Genomic DNA, 17107 nt, shown 5'->3' with positions numbered 1-17107 from the left:
GCGCGACAAAAGCAAGACGTGGATGGCACGCCTTCGCGTGCCATGACGGATCTTGTGATCGCGGTTCAATATTAGATCATCCCACCTTAGTGCCCCGTCTCCCGCTTCTGCACGATCGAAACCAGATTCGTAACGCTCAGGATGAAGTTGCCCAACAGACTCTCGAGATCGACGGAAGATTGCGTTCCCGCCACCTGGCCGCCGGAGCTGATCTTCGCGCCCGCCTGGCCGGGCACAAGCGAGATGTAATCGCCGCCAAGCAGGTTCTCACTGGTGATCTCGGCTAGGCTGTCGGTCGGGAGCCGGATGTCGGGTCGAACTGCCAGCCGGACGACGGCCTTGTAAGTCTTCGGATCGATCGAGGTGCCGACAACGGTGCCGACCTTGACCCCGGCAATTCTGACGTCAGAACCGGCGGCAATGCCGTCGATGCGCCCGAACTCCGCCCGTAGGATGTAGCGGGACGCGCCGGACGCGCTCAGACTGGCGACCAGGTAGAGCACCAGGGCCAATGTCAGAACAATAACAATGGCGCCGATAAGGACCTCAAACGGGTTGCGCCGGGCGATCATCCGAGGCCCTCATCCATCTTCGCCACCATGCTCACCCGCGGCAGTTTGCCGAGATGCCCGCAACGGAAGAGGGTGACCCCAAGGTCCATGTGCCAATCTAATCCGTGAAACTCGGGCGGTCCATTGCATACGATGGATAGCACCCGCCGAGGCGCGCGGCGCCAGCGAACCATCGCCGGGTGTCGAAATCGGCTATGGATCACGCGGGGGGACTTAGTAGACACATGGGGACGAGGCGCCTTCGCCAATTGCTCGACTTCGTCTTTCCGCCGGATCCGGGCGCCTTGCGCCTTCTCGCCGCCCTGCGTGCGACTTTGGCCGGGGTGCTGACTTTTCTCCTGGTCATGCTTCTCGGCACCGTTGCCACGATACCGGACGCGGATCGCATTCTCGGCTTCGCCCTCGCGCTCTTCATCACCGCGACCGTTCGCGATGGCACGCCGCGCCAGCAGTTGATCACCACCGCCATCGCCCCGTTCGCCGCCTTTGCCGCGGCCACACTCGCCGCGCTGCTGCTTGACCAACCAATCGCCACCGCCGCCGTCATCCCGCTCATCATGTTCGCCGCCACCTACGGAGCGTCGCGCGGGCCGCGTTACGCCTCGCTCGGAACTGTCGCGGTGATCGCCTATACGATTGGCCTGGTCACGAGACTGCCGCCCGACACGCTGCCGATGCGCTTCGTCGTGCTGATGATCGCGGCCGCCAATGCCGCCGTCATCCGGCGCGTCCTGCTTCCGGAAAAACCACAAGCGGAGCTGGCGCGCCTGAGCCGCGCGATCGATGCCGGCATCCGTAACGTGCTCGATAAGATCGCGGCGGCCATCACCAGCGGGGCTTGGACCGAACGAGCGCGTGCCGATCTGCAGCATGATCTCCGTCGCCTCAGCGAGACGATCCTATTGGCGCAAGGCCGGGTCGCGGCACTCTCTGGCGAGGCTTCCGCCGAGAAAGCCCATGTCAGACAGCTTTTGAAGATTGAGCTTGCGACCGAGCGCACCGCGCGCGTTGCTTTGCGGGACTTGGGGACGCCAGCTGACCAGACTTCGCTACTCGCAAGCCTTCAGGCTGTGCGGCGCGGCGAAACCCCGGCGCCTTCCGAGTCGACCGCCCGCCTCTCCGCCACACTCGGCCTGCTCAGCCAAGTCATGCACGACCCGCCGGAAGAAATGGTCACCGCAAGCACTCCGCCGTCGGTAAGCGCGAGGTCCGGCCTGCGTCCCGCGCTGCAGACAGCGATCGCCGCCGGCCTCGCCATTTTGGGCGGCAATCTCGTCTCGCCTAACCGATGGTACTGGGCGGCATTCGCAGCCTTCGTGATGTTTCAGGGCACGCATTCGCGCGGGGAATCGCTCAAGAAGGGCGTGCAGTTCATGATCGGCACCCTGGCAGGTGTCGTCTTCGGGATGCTGGCGGCCACTCTGCTGTCAGGCCATGAGATGCTCAGCATGGCGGCAATCATTGTCGCCGTCTTCCTCGCCTTCCAGGCGAACGCCGCGGCCTATGTCGTGATGATGTTCTGGATCACCGTCATCCTCGGCCTGCTCTTCGGAATGCTCGGCTACTTCACGCCCGACCTGCTGCTGATGCGATTGGAGGAAGCCGCGACGGGTGCCGCCTGTGGTGCCTTGGTGGCAACCCTGGTCATGGTTCGGCGAGATGGCACCGCGGCCTTGGAAGCCAGGCTCGCATTCCTTCGCGCGCTTCGCGAATTACTGCGCAGCGCTTCGGGCGCGTTGCTCGACGACAAATCCCAGCTCGGCTTGGCCGCGCAGATTTTGACCGCGGCGCAGCGTTTCCACGATCTGATCGCGCTCAGCCAAAATGGCGGCTACAGACCCGCCGGACTGGCCTCTCCCAGAGAGAAGACAGAACGCGACCGCATTCTGCTGCTTGAACCGATCGAGGAGTGGGCGAGCGAGCTGGGTAATCTCGCTTTGCAGCCAGCCGAGCTGGATGATCCCACCCTCATCCGCTCGGTTCGTGAAACAGCCGCCCATATCGACGAGACCTTAGCCGACCTCATCGACCGATGGGCCACGGCGTCGCCCTTCACGCAGGTTCCGAGCGAACCCGCAGAGGATCTGGGTGCGACGCCGCGCGGAGAGATCGCGAATCGAGCGGCGCGTCTGCTGCTCCGCATCGATACGGCGCTCGTGAATTTGGCTTCACGGTGAATGGCATGGTGCCATCCACCGGAGCCATCAGCCCGACGAGCGTTGTTTAGGAAGACTTCTCCAGGTGACCGCCAAACTCGAGGCGCATGGCGGAGAGCAGCTTGTCGGCGAAATCAGCCTGTCCCCGTGACGCGAAACGGTCGTACAGCGCGGCACTCATCACCGGCACAGGCACGCCCTCATCGATGGCCGCCTGCAAAGTCCAGCGACCCTCACCGGAATCGGAAACATGGCCGCGGAATTCCGCAAGCTCCGGGCTTTTCCGCAGAGCGGCCGCCGTCAAATCCAGCAACCAGGATCCAACCACGCTACCCCGGCGCCAAACTTCCGCGACGTCTGAGACATTGATGTCGTATTTATACAGGTCGGGGTTCCGTAGCGGTGTTGTCTCCGCGTCGTGCACCTGAGTCTGCAATCCGACATTTGCCTTTTTCAGGACATTGAAGCCCTCCGCCAAGGCCGCCATCATTCCGTATTCGATGCCGTTATGGACCATCTTGACGAAATGCCCAGCGCCGTTCGGGCCGCAATGCAGATAGCCGTGTTCGGCCTGTGTCGGCGTGCCAGCAGCCCCAGGGGTCCGCTCCGCCGAGCCAACGCCGGGTGCGAGTGACTGGAAGATCGGATCGAGATGAGCGACGATGTCATCCTCACCGCCGATCATATGGCAGTAGCCGCGCTCCTTCCCCCACACGCCGCCGCTGACGCCGACATCGACATAATGAATGTTCTTCGCCTTCAACGCATGCGCGCGGCGGAGATCGTCATGGTAATAAGAGTTGCCGCCGTCGATAACGATGTCACCGGCTTCGAGATGCGCGGAAACCTGATCCAGGATCGTGTCCACGATCGCGGCAGGCAGCATCATCCAGATCGCGCGCGGCTTGCTCAACTTGGCGATGAATTCGGGCAGGCTCGTGGTGCCGGTTGCACCCTTGCCGACGAGGTTCTGCACCGCATCCGCGTGGTTGTCGTAAACGACAAGGTTATGGCCGGCGGCGATCAGCCGCTCGACCATGTTGCCGCCCATCCGTCCAAGCCCGATCATACCGAGTTGCATTGAAGTTCCTTTCGAGGCAGGTGATGAGCACGTGACGCCCAGGGTCGAGACAGAAAGCCTAAACTGACCCGCCGCCCCATTGTAGGACGACCCGATATCCTCGCCCGGCGGATGCGCACGGCGAGGCGATTTCAAATATTTGCTGCCTCTAAAATGCGGCTTTTCGGCTGGATTGTCCACCAGGGCCCGGCCGGGCCGATGCAGCGCACTATCGGAGAGGGGTCCGTCTCGCCGCCCCGGAGTTCGCCAAAAATGTCATCAAAAAGGAACATCTGATGAGCGACGAGACCCCGAAGACTGACGACGCACCCGCCAAAGGCGTCGGGCGCCGCGGATTGCTGCTGCGCGGCACCATGCTGTCCGCCGCTGCCGCGCTGGTGGCCGGAACCTCGGGCGGCGTGGCCAAGGCTCAGAGCACCACGGCCTCGGTGACGACGGGCGCTGGTTCCGGCAAGCGACCGAACATCCTCGTCATTATGGCTGACGATATCGGCTGGTCGAATATCAGCGCTTACAACATGGGCATGATGGGCTACCGCACGCCCAATATCGACCGGATCGCCAAGGAAGGCGCGCTGTTCACCGACTACTACGGCGAGCAAAGCTGCACAGCCGGCCGCGCCGCTTTCATCACCGGCCAAAGTCCTTTCCGTACTGGGCTGACAAAGGTCGGCCTGCCCGGCGCGGATCTCGGATTGAGCGGAAAGGATCCGACGATCGCCGAGATCGTGAAGCCGCTGGGATACGCCACCGGGCAATTCGGTAAGAATCATCTCGGCGATACCGATGATTTCCTGCCCACCAACCACGGCTTCGACGAATTCTTCGGCAATCTCTATCATCTGAATGCGGAGGAGGAGCCGGAATATCCGGATTATCCGAAGAATACGGAATTCCTGAAAAACTTCGGGCCGCGCGGCGTCATCCACAGCTACGCCAATCCTGATGGCACGCAGAAGATCGAGAATACGGGGCTGCTGACGAGCACGCGTATGGAGACGATCGACGAGGAGTTTCTTGAGGCGGGCCTGAGTTTTGTCGATCGCGCCCACGCCGCCGGCAAGCCGTTCTTCTTGTGGTTCTGCCCCACCAGAATGCATATCTTCACGCATCTGAAGCCCGACACGGAAGGCAAGACCGGTCTTGGCATTTATGCCGATGGTATGGTCGAGCATGACGGGCATGTCGGTCAGCTTCTGCAAAAACTCGATGACCTCGGCATCGCCGACGACACGATTGTTCTCTACACCACAGATAACGGCGCGGAGGTCATGACCTGGCCGGATGGCGGCACCACGCCCTTCCGCGGCGAGAAGAACACCAATTGGGAAGGCGGCTTTCGCGTTCCGGCACTTCTACGCTGGCCCGGAACCGTGAAGCCCGGCACGATCATCAACGATACGACATCCGCTCTGGAATGGTTCCCGACTTTCGCGGCGGCAGCGGGGGCTGTGAATGTGACCGAGACGCTTCTGACCGGCTACCAAGCTGGCGAGAAGAACTTCAAGGTTCATCTGGATGGCTATGATCTCGGCCCGGCTTTTCGCGGCGACAATACGACCTGGCCACGCAAGGAATTTTTCTACTTCAGCGACGACGGCGATCTCATGGCGCTGCGCTACGATCGCTGGAAATTGGTGTTCGCCGAGCAGAAAGCGGATGGCTTCGCTGTCTGGGAAACGCCGCTGATTCCGTTGCGCGTGCCAAAACTATTCGATCTGCGCGGCGATCCGTATGAGCGCGCGGACCACGAATCGTCTTATTACGACGACTGGCGTATTCGCCATCTGTTTCTATTGGTTCCAGCACAGGGTATCGTTGGAAAGTTCTTGGCGACCTTCAAACAATACCCGCCGCGACAGCCATCCGCGACTTTCGGCATCGGTCAGGCGCTGAGAAGTCTTCAGGTGAGCACGACCGAAGACTAATCGCGGACGGGATGGGCGGTTGCGGCTACCCATCCCGCGTTGCGCCGCTTCTGTCGTGGCGAATTGGGTGCGGTGCAAACCGGGCCTACTCCGGCTCCGGATAGCTAATCTCCACAACCTCCAGCGTCTCCGCTCCGCGCGGTGTCCGCACCACGACCTCGTCACCTACGGTTGAGCGCAGCAGGGCAAGCGCCACCGGAGAGCCGATGCTGATCTTGCCCTCCGCCATATTCGCCTCATCGGCGCCGACAATCGTCACCGTCACAGACTCTTCGCGTTCGGTGAGATACGTCACGGTCGCGCCGAAGAAGACCCGGTCGCGCTGGCGCTGGGTGCTGGGATCCACCACCTCGGCGTAAGCGAGGCGGCGGCTCAGGAAGCGCAGGCGGCGATCGATTTCCCGCAGCCGGCGCTTGCCTTCCTTGTAATCCGCGTTCTCGCTGCGATCGCCATTGCCCGCGGCCCAGGACACAATCTCCACAACGCGATGCCGCTCGCTGCGTTGCTGAGCGCGTTCCGCCTCAAGGCGCGCGTGGCCCGTCGGTGTCATGTGGTATTTGCCATCCGGCAGCCGGGGCGGTCCGTCGTCATCCTCGTCCGTATCCATGGCGCGAAGCTGACACGCTTTCACGCGAGATGGACAGGCTAGATCCGCACCGCTCCGCCACGATCGCACACCGCTTGCGGGAGCGAGGTCATCACGTAACACGGGGGGAGTTTAAGGCACCAAAGGTAAAGATGACGGCGCCACATGGCGCGACTTAAGGATTTGGCAAGCTGCCAACAAATAAATGATCGGACGGCTCAATAGAGCTCAACCATCTCAGGAGGCAAAGGTGCCGAACGCCCTCTTCCCTGGCTATAGCCCCTTCGTTGTCGCTCAACCACTAGCCGGCCCAGACACAGCTGTGCAGGCCATGCCTTCCTTCACTCCCACGACACGGGCCTCACCATCCTCCAGGATCTGCCCAAACCCGAATTTTATAAACCGGTGCACCAATCAGCTTGTCAGACACCTCAGCCGCGGTCGGATCGGACGCTCGGCTGAGGAAGAAGCCGAATGCGCTGGCCTGCCGCCTTTCACCACCGAGAACCTGCCGACCTATTTCGCAATCGCCGCGGGCGCGGTCGCGACCACGATTTCAATGGTCATACTCGCTCGATTCTTGCTCATCAGGCATGGCTTTATCGCGCGGACACAGCCGGTCGCGGATATGCAACTACCGGAATTGGAGCAGACTTTCCTGCCATATCGATCTGAGCCCAGTCCCTGACCCGATCGGCCGAGACGCGCCGTCCCCCATGGGCCAGGGAGCGGGCGCCGCCAGCGCTAGAAGGCGAAATGTGCCGGATCGGGACTGCCGCCGCTGCCGCAGACATTGGCGAAGCGGACATCCGCGCCGAAGGGGCCAATCGCGCCGCTCGTCACCACGCCGCCGACACTCTCCACGTAGTAGGCTTGGTAATCTCCGTGCTCGCCGGACCCGTTCAGCTCTGTCACCAAGCCGCAGACGGCGAGGCTCTTCTTCCCGCTCGTGGCATATTCATGCTTGAACCTCGCGTCCGCCGGGTGCTTCAGGAGGCTCCGGATATAGGCATGAGCCTGATCACGCAGCGCCACCGGGACCGACCGCTCCACCGCGCGCGCGGCAAACTCGTGTGCCGCATCGGGCACCGTCGCCAGGGCCACCTCGGGCGGGAAAGCCACCGGCAGGGGCGCCGCCTGCTGCCTGGCGCAGCTCATTACACCCAGCATGGGTCCAAGGATCATCAGAACCGATAGGCTGCGGGAAACGTTCATAAATCCAATGCAGCATGCGTCCCAGCAACGGTCAACCGGCGACGCTCTTCTGTTAACCCTGAGGGCGCTCTGGCCGCCGAAGGTTGGGGCCGGGCCACATGTTCGATTATGCCCGCTCGGCTCGGCCTGCGGCATGAATCTCATCGACAGGGCGCGCCCGCCGCGCCATATCGCGTCTCATGCGCAAGTTCCTCGTCCTGTGCCTTTTCCTCTTGGGGTCAGCCGCCTCCGCGGTGGCCCAGACCAACGCCCCGAATCCGGCAGGACTTTGGGTCACCAACGGCCGCGATGCCGTGGTGCAGATCTACCCCTGCGGCACCGGCGGCACGCTCTGCGGCGCGCTTGTCGGCTTCCCCTTCGATCACCCCACCGACCCGGCACCGATGACCTGGAACAACAAGCCGCAATGCCGCTTCCCTTTTATCACCCAGCTCATGCCGCGCCGGCATTCCTGGGGCGGCTTCATCGTCGATCCGCAGAATGGCCATAAATACAACGCCAAGGTTCGCGTGATGAGCGAGAACGTCTTGCGGCTGCGCGGCTATCTCTTCTTCCCGGCGCTCGGCGCCAAGCGCATCTGGACCCGCTACATGGGGCCGCCCCCGCCGCCGGATTGCCGCATGGCCGCCGACGCCCTGAAGAAGTAGGGCGTGATGCGCTAACAGAGCCGCGGTCCAAAAGATCCGTCATGGCACGCGAAGGCGTGCGGGGCACCCCGTGCCATCCACGCCCTAGCTTTGGGCAGGCACCAAGGCGTGGAGGCTCGGCCTTCGCCGAGCATGACGGAAGCGGACAGAGCGTGGTTCTCTCGCTCGCCGCTCACTCGCGATGGTGGGATGGCGCCAATGCATAGACCGGCGTCGGCAGCCCTTCCATCCGCGCCTTGATCTGTAGCGCCAGATATTGCGAGTAATGGCGAGACTGATGCAGGTTCCCGCCGTGGAACCACAAATCCTTCTGCTGCGTCGGCTTCCACATATTGCGCAGCTCGCCTTCCCAGGGACCCGGGTCCTTCGTGGTGTCTGAGCCAATTCCCCAGCATTTGCCGACCCGATCCGCGACGTCCTGCGAAATGAGCTTCGCCGCCCAGCCGTTCATCGAGCCATAGCCGGTCGCGTAGATCACCAGATCCGCCGTCAATTCGCTGCCGTCGCTGAAAATCACGGAATTCTCGGTGATGCGCTCCACACCGACACCGCTTTTCAGTTTGATGCTGCCATTGGCGACAAGTTCGGAAGCTCCGACATCAATGTAATAGCCGGAGCCGCGGCGGATATATTTCATGAACAGGCCGGAACCGTCATCGCCGAAGTCGAGCAGGAAGCCGGCCTTCTCGAGCCGGGCATAGAGGTCCGCATCCTGCTTGCGGATCGCCTCGGTGGTGGGCGTCGTGAAGTGGTGCAAAATCCCATAAGGCACCGACGCGTTCAGCAGATCCGCTTTCGCCGTGGTGATGCCCCGATCCAGCGCATCCTCGGAATAGAGCGTGCTCGTGCCAAACTTGAAGAGCGACTCCGAGCTCGAGACATGCGTCGATGAGCGCTGCACCATCGTCACCTCGGCCGCGCCATGCTCCCAAAGATCGGCGCAGATATCATGGGCGGAATTATTCGACCCGATGACAACGCAGCGCTTGCCGCGATAGCCCTCGCCGCCGCGATGCTGGCTCGAATGATGCAGCGTGCCACGGAATGTTGTCGCACCCGGCACGTCGATGACATTGGGAATCCCGGACATGCCGGTGGCGAGCACGAGATGCGTCGGGTGCAGCGTGATGGACTGTCCGTCGCGATCGACCACGACCTCCCACGCGCCCTTCGCCTCGTCGTAATGTGCGCCAGTGACTTCGGAGGACGTCCAGATGTTCAGCTCCATCACGCGGGCATACATCTCGAGCCAATCGCCGATCTTGTCTTTGGGCGAATACACCGGCCAGTCATCCGGGAACGGCAGATACGGCATGTGGTCGTACCAAACCGGATCGTGCAGACACAGCGACTTGTAGCGATGGCGCCAGGAATCGCCCGCTCGCGCATTCTTCTCGATGATGAGCGTGGGCACACCAAGCCGCTTCATCCTGGCGCCGAGCGCCAGCCCGCCCTGGCCGCCGCCGACGATCACGCAATAGGGCTGCTTGGTGAAACCGAGCGCCTCTTCTTCTTCCAGCTTGCGCTCCAGCCAGGTGCTGCGGCCCTGATGGACGCCGTGTTCCGCGCCGAAGGGACGGCGGCGTCCCTTCATTTCCTCGAAGCCCTTGAGCTCCTCCATGGAGGTCAGCAGCGTCCAGGCGCGGCCCTCCCGCAGCCGGACATAGGCAATGCCGCGAGCGCGCGCCGTCTCGAAGGTGAACCAGCCGCTGACGATGCCGTTGACGTCAGTCGCCTCATCGGTTGGCGTCAATTGGGTTGGCTGCGTGTCGGCCAGCCTCGCCTCCAGCATGGCGCGGATGGCCGGGCGGCCCTCGCTCGTCGTGATGTTCCAGGTGAAGGAGACGAGGTCACGCCAATAGCTCTCCTCCGCGAAGAGTTCGGCGGTGCCTACGATATCGCCGCGTGACAGGGCGGCTCCGAAGGCCTCTACCCATGTGGCGATTTGAACGTCGGCGGTCTCAGCGGTCATCGGGAAATTCCTCCTGGCGTCCACGATCCCGCGAGCCGAGCGCGCTGCGGGCAAACCGTGTTTTGGATTATGTCTTTAAGACGCGCGGAGATTTGCCCCCGCGCGTCTTTGATCTCAAGCAGTCGTGACGATCAGGCGGAAATCTCGCTGCCGTCCTGGCTCCAGCGCGTGTGGAAGCTGCCGTCCTTGTCCAGGCGCCGATAGGTATGGGCGCCGAAATAATCCCGCAAACCCTGCAACAGATTGGCGGGCCCGCGCGCCCGGCGCAGACCGTCATAATAAGCCAGTGCCGAGGAGAAGGCCGGCACCGCAACACCATTCTCCACCGCCAGCACGATGACCCGGCGCCAGGCGTCCTCCGCCTTCACCAGGGCATCGCGGAAATAGTCGTCCAGCAGCAGGTTTTCCAACGAAGCGTTGCGGTCATAGGCCTCCTTGATGCGGTTGAGGAACCGCGCCCGGATGATGCAGCCGCCGCGCCAGATGGTGGAGATCTCACCCAGATGCAGCTCCCAGCCGAATTGCTTGGCGGCGACGGTCATCTGCTCGAAGCCCTGGGCATAGGCGACGATCTTGGAGGCATAGAGCGCGTCTCGGATCGCCTCGATCTCGGCCTTGCCGGCTTTCTTGGTCGGCACTTTGGGATGGGGGTATTTCTTCTCCGCCTCGCCCCGCATGGCGCGGCGGCCCGATAGCGCGCGGGCATAGACGGCTTCGGTGATAGCAGTGACCGGCACGCCGAGGTCCAGCGCATTCTGCGCTGTCCAGCGGCCGGTGCCCTTCTGCTCGGCCTCGTCGACGATGGCATCCACCAGAGGCTTGCCGGTGCCGTCCGTCTTGCGCAGCACGGCGGCGGTGATCTCGATGAGATAGCTGTCGAGGTCGCCCTGTTTCCAATCGGCGAAGATCTCCGCCATGGCGGGCGCGTCGAAGCCATACAGAGTCTTCAGCAGGTCGTAGGCTTCTGTAATCAGCTGCATATCGGCGTATTCGATGCCGTTATGGACCATCTTCACGTAATGGCCGGCGCCTTCCGGGCCGATATAGGTGCAGCAGGGCGTGCCGTCGACCGAGACCGCCATCTTGGTGACCATCGGCGCGATGTGGTCATAGGCAGCGCGCTCGCCGCCCGGCATCATGCTGGGGCCTTCCAGCGCCCCTTCTTCGCCGCCCGAAACGCCCATGCCGATGAACCGGATGCGCTTCTCCTGGCAGTATTTGAAGCGCCGATTGGTATCGGTGAACAGCGAATTGCCGCCGTCGATGATGATGTCATCCGGATCGAGATGACCCAGCAGTTCCTCGATCATGTCGTCCACCGGCTTGCCGGCCTTCACCATGATGATGAGGGCGCGCGGCTTGCTCAGCGCCGCCACGAACTCGGCCACGCTCTTGGTCGGCACGAAGCGGCCTTCCTTGCCGTGCTCGGCCATGAGCTTGTCAGTCCGCTCATGATTGCGGTTGTAGAGGGCGACCCCGAAGCCTTTTCGGGCGGCATTGCGCGCGAGGTTCGCGCCCATCACCGCCAGGCCCAGCACGCCAAGTTCCGCTAGCTCCGCCATCTTCGTCCTGTCCGTTTCCTGACCATCGAGACGTCAACCGCCCCGTTAGCGGAAGCCTAGACCCGGATGTCTGAGGAGGCCAGGGGGAGGCGGGAGCGGCGAGACAGGGCGCCCGCCATTTCTGAGGCGGTCTCGCAGCCAGGGTTCGCTCGGTAAAAACCGGGCTCCTCCTCGCGGTCATTTCAAGCCAGCGGTGAACTCGCATATTCCGCCAGAAGATCCGCCGGGTCGCGGTAGATCGCCACAGCTCCCGCCGCGCGCAGCACGCCCTCAGGAAAGCCGCCGCAGAGTAGCCCGACCGCATCGATGCCGAGGGCGCCCGCCGCCTCGATGTCGTAATGCGTATCGCCTACCACCACGACATCCGCGGGGCGCAGGTGCAGCTTCTTCAGCACGGCGGCGAAGATGTCAGGGTGGGGCTTGGATCTCTCGGCATCCTGCAACGTCGTTTCCGCGTCTATCAAATGCTCGATGCCGGCGATCCGCTTGTAAATCTGCAACTCCTCCGACTTGGCGGATGAGGCAAGCGCAACGCGCTTACGGTCGGAACGGAGATGCCGGAACAACGCCACCACCTCCGGGAAGGCGCGCACCCGCGACAGGTAGTGCCGCTTGAAAAGATCGCCGCGCCAGTCCTCCATCTCCTTGCCCCGCGCATCCGCCTCCTTTTGCCCGAGCATCGCGGGCAGCAACTGGTCGCCGCCCTTGCCGATCTGGAAGCGCACCTTCTCGACCGGGATGGCATGGCCGAAATGGTCGAAGGTCACCGCCCAACTCTCGGCATGGAGGTCTACGGAATCGACCAAAGTTCCGTCGACGTCGAAGATCACGGCCTTGGGCATGATGGCACCTTTCGCGGCGGGTCCTGCCAATCTGGAGGCCGGGACGCATCTTGCACTACCCAGCTATAGTGAAATCCGAGTGGCCCACGTGCGAAACTCTCGCGCCCCGATGCCGCGGGCGTCCGAGAAGGCCACCCGGCCCTTGTGCCGAAGCCCGCGCGGCCACAGCTTCGACCGGCGGCTGGCGAGAAAGGATGGGGCATGACAGGACTTGCGAAGGAGCGTTGCATACCCTGCCATGGCGGCGTCACCCCGCTGACGGAGACCGAGGCTCAGGGCCTGCTGGCGGAAGTGCCGCGCTGGCGACTGGCCGCGGAACCATCGCGCATCGAACGCGGCTGGCGTTTCAAGAACTTCGCGACCGCACTGGCCTTCGTCGAGAAGGTCGCCGCCGTCGCCGAGGCGTCCGGCCACCACCCGGACATCGCCTTCGGCTGGGGCTACGCCGCGATCTCCCTCCACACCCACGCCATCCGGGGCCTGCACCGCAACGACTTCATTCTCGCCGCCCGCATCGACGCACTCGACGCTGGCGATCTGGAAACAACGAAGGAAGGATCCGACGCATGAAAGCCACCTGGAACAACACGGTTCTCGCGGAAAGCGACGACATCGTGACCGTCGAGGGCAATGCCTATTTCCCCGCCAGCAGTCTCAACCGGGACCTGTTCAAGCCGAGCGCCCTGACCAGTCGCTGCCCCTGGAAGGGCGAGGCGCATTACTACAGCCTGGAGGTGGACGGCACGCGCAACGAAGACGCGGCCTGGTATTACCCCGAGCCCAAGGAAGCCGCCGCCAATATCCGCGACCGCGTTGCGTTCTGGAAAGGCGTGAAGGTCTCGGCCTGACGACCGCGGCGAAAATCCTGGTAGAGTGCGGGCCATGGACGGCTTTCACTCTTCCGCGCGCCCACCCGTCTCCACCGAAGCACTGAAGGCGCTGGCCGTGCGCTCAGACGGGCGTGGCCTGATTCAGTTCAGCGGCCATCTCGGAGCCATCGCTCTGGCGCTCGGGCTGGTGATCGCGGCGCGCCACGGCTGGGCCTTGCTGCCCGCGATGGCGCTGCTTGGGGTCCTGGAGGTTGCGCTCTTCGCGCCGCTGCATGAGAGCACGCATCGCACGACCTTCCGCCGCCTCTGGCTCAATCGCACTACCGGCTGGCTCGGCGGTTTCGTGCTGGTGCTGCCGCCGGAGGGTTTCCGGCTGTTCCACCTTGCCCATCACCGCCACACACAGGACCCCGAGCGCGATCCCGAACTGATCGGCGCCCGCCCTCTCACGCGTCTCGGCTACGTCTGGCTGCTGACCGGCTTGCCCTATTGGGCGAACCAGGTTCGCGGCCTTCTCGTGACGGCTCTCGGCAACGCCGACGTGCCTTGGATTCCAGCCGCCGCCCGCACCTCGGTGGTGCGCGAGGCGCGAGTCTACCTCGCGCTCTACCTCCTCACCGCCCTTACCTTGATCTGGTCGCCGCTCGCGTTGCTGCTCTGGGTCGTGCCCATGCTGCTCGGCCAGCCGGTGCTGCGGGCGGTGCTGATGGCGGAGCATCGCGGCTGCCCCGAAAACAACGACCGCATGGCCAATACCCGCACCACCCTCGCCTCCCGCGCCTTCGGGCTGCTGTTCTGGAATGCCAATCTTCATATCGAGCACCATTGGGCGCCCGGCGTGCCCTTCCACGCTCTGCCGAAACTCCACGCCCTGCTCCGCCCCCACCTCAAAACGCTCGAGCGAAACTACAGCGCTGCCCACGAGACCATTCGCGCCGGCCTTTCGTGACAAGCATCGCTGTTATTGGCGCCGGTCCCGCCGGTCTCATGGCGGCCGAGCGCCTGAGTGCCGCCGGCCATGCCGTCACACTCTACGACCACAAGCCCGCGCCGGGCCGCAAGCTGCTGATGGCCGGGCGGGGCGGCCTCAACCTGACCCATTCCGAACCCCTGCCGCAGTTCCTCGGCCGCTACGGTGAGGCGGAGGAGCGCCTGGCCCCCGTGATCCATGCCTTCCCGCCCGAAGCACTGCGGGAGTGGGCGGAGGGCCTCGGCCAGCCCTCCTTCACAGGCAGCAGCGGGCGGGTCTTTCCCAAGACGATGAAAGCCTCGCCGCTCCTGCGCGCCTGGCTCGGACGGCTGGAGACGCAGGGCGTCAAGGTCATGCCGAGGCACCGCTGGCTCGGTTGGACCGAGGATGGTGCGTTGAGCTTCGCGGGCCTGCCGCCCGCCGGGGCCGACGCGGTGCTGTTGGCGCTCGGCGGTGCTGCCTGGCCGCGCCTCGGCAGCGATGGTGGCTGGGCGAAAACGCTCGCCGAGCGCGGCGTCGCGCTCGCACCCTTCCGGCCAGCCAATTGCGGCTTCACCCTGCAATGGTCTCAGCATTTCCGGGAGCGCTATGCCGGCCAGCCGATCAAATCGATCGCCCTGCGGTTTCACGGCCAGCAGGCTCGTGGTGACGCCATCATCGCGAGCTACGGCATCGAGGGCGGGCCAGTCTATGCACTCGCCGCTGCCTTGCGGGACGCCATCGCGGCCGAGGGTCATGCCATTCTGCAGCTTGACCTGCGGCCCGATCTGCCAGCAGGCGAAGTCGCGAAGCGCCTCGCGGCCTTGCGTCCGCGCGACAGTCTCTCGACCGGCCTCCGCCGCACGCTTGCCCTCGCCCCCGCTGCCATCGGGCTGCTGCGGGAAGTGGAGATCGCGCTGCCACGAGGTCCCGCTGCCCTCGCCGCCCGCATCAAGGCGATACCCTTGCGCCTGACTGCAGCGCAAAGTCTCGACCGCGCCATCTCCTCGGCCGGTGGCGTGATTTGGGACGAGGTTGACGACAGCTTCATGCTCCGCCGCCTGCCCGGCGTCTTCGTCGCCGGCGAGATGCTGGACTGGGAGGCGCCAACCGGCGGCTATCTCCTGCAAGCCTGCATGGCGACAGGTGTGGCAGCAGCCACCGGACTGCTCGACTGGCTGGAGCGGCGTTGATAAGCCCTCCGCCGGCAACAGAGCGGGACTCGGGATGACGGTTGCGATCGCGATGGGGGAGACCACCAGCCTCGGCGTCACCGCGCCCGCCACGCTAGACCTGGAGGAGCTGCTGGCGACCCGTCTGCTGGTCCAGGGCAATTCCGGCTCGGGCAAATCCCACCTCCTGCGCCGGCTGCTGGAACAGAGCGCGCCCTGGGTGCAGCAAGCGGTGATCGATCCCGAAGGCGATTTCGTGACCCTCGCCGAACGCTTCGGCCATCTGGTGATCGACGCCGAGTCTCAGACCGAGCAGGGGTTGCAACTCGCGGGTGAAAGGGCGCGGGAGCATCGCGTCTCGACTGTTCTCAACCTCGAGGGCCTCGATGCCGAGGGCCAGATGCGGCATGCGGCGGCGTTTCTTAGCGGGCTATTCGAGGTGCCTCGCGATCACTGGTATCCGATGCTCGTGGTCGTGGATGAGGCGCAGCTTTTCGCCCCCGCCGTCGCCGGCGAGGTTTCCGACGAGGCCCGCAAGCTCAGCCTGGGCGCCATGACCAATCTCATGTGCCGGGGCCGCAAGCGGGGGCTCGCCGGTGTCATCGCGACGCAGCGCTTGGCGAAGCTTGCCAAGAACGTCGCGGCCGAGGCGTCCAACTTCCTCATGGGTCGCACTTTCCTCGATATCGACATGGCGCGCGCCGCCGATTTGCTCGGCATGGAGCGCCGCCAGGCTGAGGCTTTCCGCGATCTGGAGCGGGGCCATTTTATCGCCCTCGGCCCCGCTCTGTCACGCCGGCCGCTGAGCCTGCGCATCGCCGCGACCGAGACGGAGGCGCGGAGCCAAAGCCCCCGCCTGATGCCGATGCCCTCCGCCGGTTTGGATGACGCCCGCACCGTGATCCTCGCGGCACCACCGCCTGAAGCCGCTCGCACGCCTCGCCGCGCGCCGGCACCGGCGCCGCCCGACCTGTTGAGCCAGCTCATCGCCTACTCTCCCGCCGCCGTCGCCCGTGTGGCGGAAACGCCCGAGACGCCGACGCCGGAGGCGCTGGCCGATCGGCGCGCGCGGCTCGACGCTATCCTCGCCGCGATTCTGGCCGATCCGGAGGCCGGGTTCCGCGCTATCGGCGTGCTGTATCAGGACTTCCTGGTCCGGTGCCGGATCGAGGGTTTGCGCGCCACGCCGCCCGATCTTCCCACCTTCCGCCGCATGCTCACCCATGCCCGCGCCGGAATTGGCGCCGCGGAATCCGAGGATGCCACCTGGCAGGACATCACCGCGCGCGCCGGCGTCTTGCCCGAGGATATGCAGGGCATCTACCTCATGCTCGCCCGCGCGGCGCGGGACCATGCGCCCTGTCCTGGCGACGAAACCCTCGCCCGCGCCTATGGCACGCGCTCGCTCGGCCGGGCACGGCGGCTACTCGCCTATATGGAGGAACGCGGCCTCATCGTCTGCCAGACCGACGGCCTCGGCCGCCGCAGCGTCACGCTGGTCGAACTGGCCTGGGCCACGGCACCAGCCCATCCGGATGCGGAGGCGGTTGCCTGAGGGCAAACCTACTGGATCAGATCGGTCCATCGGACGGCTA

Annotated in this window: 15 protein-coding genes; 8 read left to right on the top strand and 7 right to left on the bottom strand. The window is 64.4% G+C overall.

The window, feature by feature from the left end; all coding sequences use genetic code 11:
* Positions 1–86: 86 nt before the first annotated feature.
* Positions 87–572, bottom strand: coding sequence for an outer membrane lipid asymmetry maintenance protein MlaD (gene mlaD, locus GSQ92_RS22895; protein ID WP_254065935.1), 486 nt, complete (start codon positions 570–572; stop codon positions 87–89).
* A gap of 224 nt (positions 573–796) precedes the next feature.
* Between mlaD and GSQ92_RS22890 the strand changes: the two genes are divergently transcribed.
* Entirely contained in the window at positions 797–2749 is a 1953-nt protein-coding gene (locus GSQ92_RS22890) for an FUSC family protein (protein ID WP_158805980.1), read from the top strand.
* A gap of 46 nt (positions 2750–2795) precedes the next feature.
* On the opposite strand, the gene gnd is transcribed toward GSQ92_RS22890, so the two are convergent.
* Entirely contained in the window at positions 2796–3809 is a 1014-nt protein-coding gene (gene gnd, locus GSQ92_RS22885) for a phosphogluconate dehydrogenase (NAD(+)-dependent, decarboxylating) (RefSeq protein ID WP_158805979.1), read from the bottom strand.
* A gap of 275 nt (positions 3810–4084) precedes the next feature.
* Here gnd and GSQ92_RS22880 point away from each other — a divergent pair, with 275 nt between their 5' ends.
* Positions 4085–5737 carry an arylsulfatase gene (locus GSQ92_RS22880; protein ID WP_158805978.1) on the top strand — a complete coding sequence of 551 codons (1653 nt, stop codon included), beginning with the start codon at positions 4085–4087 and terminating at the stop codon, positions 5735–5737.
* 85 nt (positions 5738–5822) lie between these two features.
* On the opposite strand, the gene greB is transcribed toward GSQ92_RS22880, so the two are convergent.
* Complete coding sequence (gene greB, locus GSQ92_RS22875; protein WP_158805977.1) at positions 5823–6344, bottom strand: transcription elongation factor GreB; 522 nt, start codon at positions 6342–6344, stop codon at positions 5823–5825.
* A gap of 723 nt (positions 6345–7067) precedes the next feature.
* On the bottom strand, positions 7068–7538 hold the full coding sequence (locus tag GSQ92_RS22870) for a hypothetical protein (protein WP_158805976.1): 471 nt from the start codon (positions 7536–7538) through the stop codon (positions 7068–7070).
* A 179-nt stretch (positions 7539–7717) separates the two neighbouring features.
* Here GSQ92_RS22870 and GSQ92_RS22865 point away from each other — a divergent pair, with 179 nt between their 5' ends.
* Entirely contained in the window at positions 7718–8185 is a 468-nt protein-coding gene (locus GSQ92_RS22865; RefSeq protein WP_158805975.1) for a DUF2147 domain-containing protein, read from the top strand.
* Between the two features lie 172 nt (positions 8186–8357).
* On the opposite strand, the gene GSQ92_RS22860 is transcribed toward GSQ92_RS22865, so the two are convergent.
* The 3 genes from GSQ92_RS22860 to GSQ92_RS22850 all read right to left on the bottom strand — a co-directional run bounded on the left by GSQ92_RS22860 (position 8358) and on the right by GSQ92_RS22850 (position 12561).
* Positions 8358–10157 (bottom strand): NAD(P)/FAD-dependent oxidoreductase, encoded by a 1800-nt coding sequence (locus GSQ92_RS22860; protein WP_158805974.1) that lies wholly within the window; start codon positions 10155–10157, stop codon positions 8358–8360.
* A 131-nt stretch (positions 10158–10288) separates the two neighbouring features.
* Positions 10289–11719 carry an NADP-dependent phosphogluconate dehydrogenase gene (gene gndA, locus GSQ92_RS22855; RefSeq protein WP_158805973.1) on the bottom strand — a complete coding sequence of 477 codons (1431 nt, stop codon included), beginning with the start codon at positions 11717–11719 and terminating at the stop codon, positions 10289–10291.
* Positions 11720–11901: 182 nt separating this feature from the next.
* The gene (locus GSQ92_RS22850; protein WP_158805972.1) at positions 11902–12561 is read right to left on the bottom strand and encodes an HAD family hydrolase; all 660 of its coding nucleotides are present in this window, start codon (positions 12559–12561) and stop codon (positions 11902–11904) included.
* A gap of 201 nt (positions 12562–12762) precedes the next feature.
* Here GSQ92_RS22850 and GSQ92_RS22845 point away from each other — a divergent pair, with 201 nt between their 5' ends.
* Genes GSQ92_RS22845 through GSQ92_RS22825 form a run of 5 tightly spaced genes read left to right on the top strand, consistent with a single transcriptional unit; the run spans position 12763 to position 17067 of the window.
* The gene (locus GSQ92_RS22845; protein ID WP_158805971.1) at positions 12763–13131 is read left to right on the top strand and encodes a 4a-hydroxytetrahydrobiopterin dehydratase; all 369 of its coding nucleotides are present in this window, start codon (positions 12763–12765) and stop codon (positions 13129–13131) included.
* The gene (locus tag GSQ92_RS22840; RefSeq protein ID WP_158805970.1) at positions 13128–13409 is read left to right on the top strand and encodes a DUF427 domain-containing protein; all 282 of its coding nucleotides are present in this window, start codon (positions 13128–13130) and stop codon (positions 13407–13409) included. The genes GSQ92_RS22845 and GSQ92_RS22840 overlap by 4 nt, the downstream gene beginning before the upstream one ends.
* Before the next feature lie 34 nt (positions 13410–13443).
* Positions 13444–14340, top strand: a complete 897-nt coding sequence (locus GSQ92_RS22835) for a fatty acid desaturase (protein WP_158805969.1) — start codon at positions 13444–13446, stop codon at positions 14338–14340.
* Positions 14337–15533: a TIGR03862 family flavoprotein gene (locus tag GSQ92_RS22830; protein ID WP_158805968.1), complete on the top strand. Its 1197-nt coding sequence runs from the start codon at positions 14337–14339 to the stop codon at positions 15531–15533. The genes GSQ92_RS22835 and GSQ92_RS22830 overlap by 4 nt, the downstream gene beginning before the upstream one ends.
* Positions 15534–15567: 34 nt before the next feature.
* Complete coding sequence (locus GSQ92_RS22825) at positions 15568–17067, top strand: ATP-binding protein (protein WP_158805967.1); 1500 nt, start codon at positions 15568–15570, stop codon at positions 17065–17067.
* Positions 17068–17107 lie beyond the last annotated feature (40 nt).

This window comes from Acidisoma sp. S159 (assembly GCF_009766125.1).
Taxonomy (GTDB): Bacteria; Pseudomonadota; Alphaproteobacteria; order Acetobacterales; family Acetobacteraceae; genus Acidisoma.
This window is presented reverse-complemented; position numbering and strand designations above follow the sequence as displayed.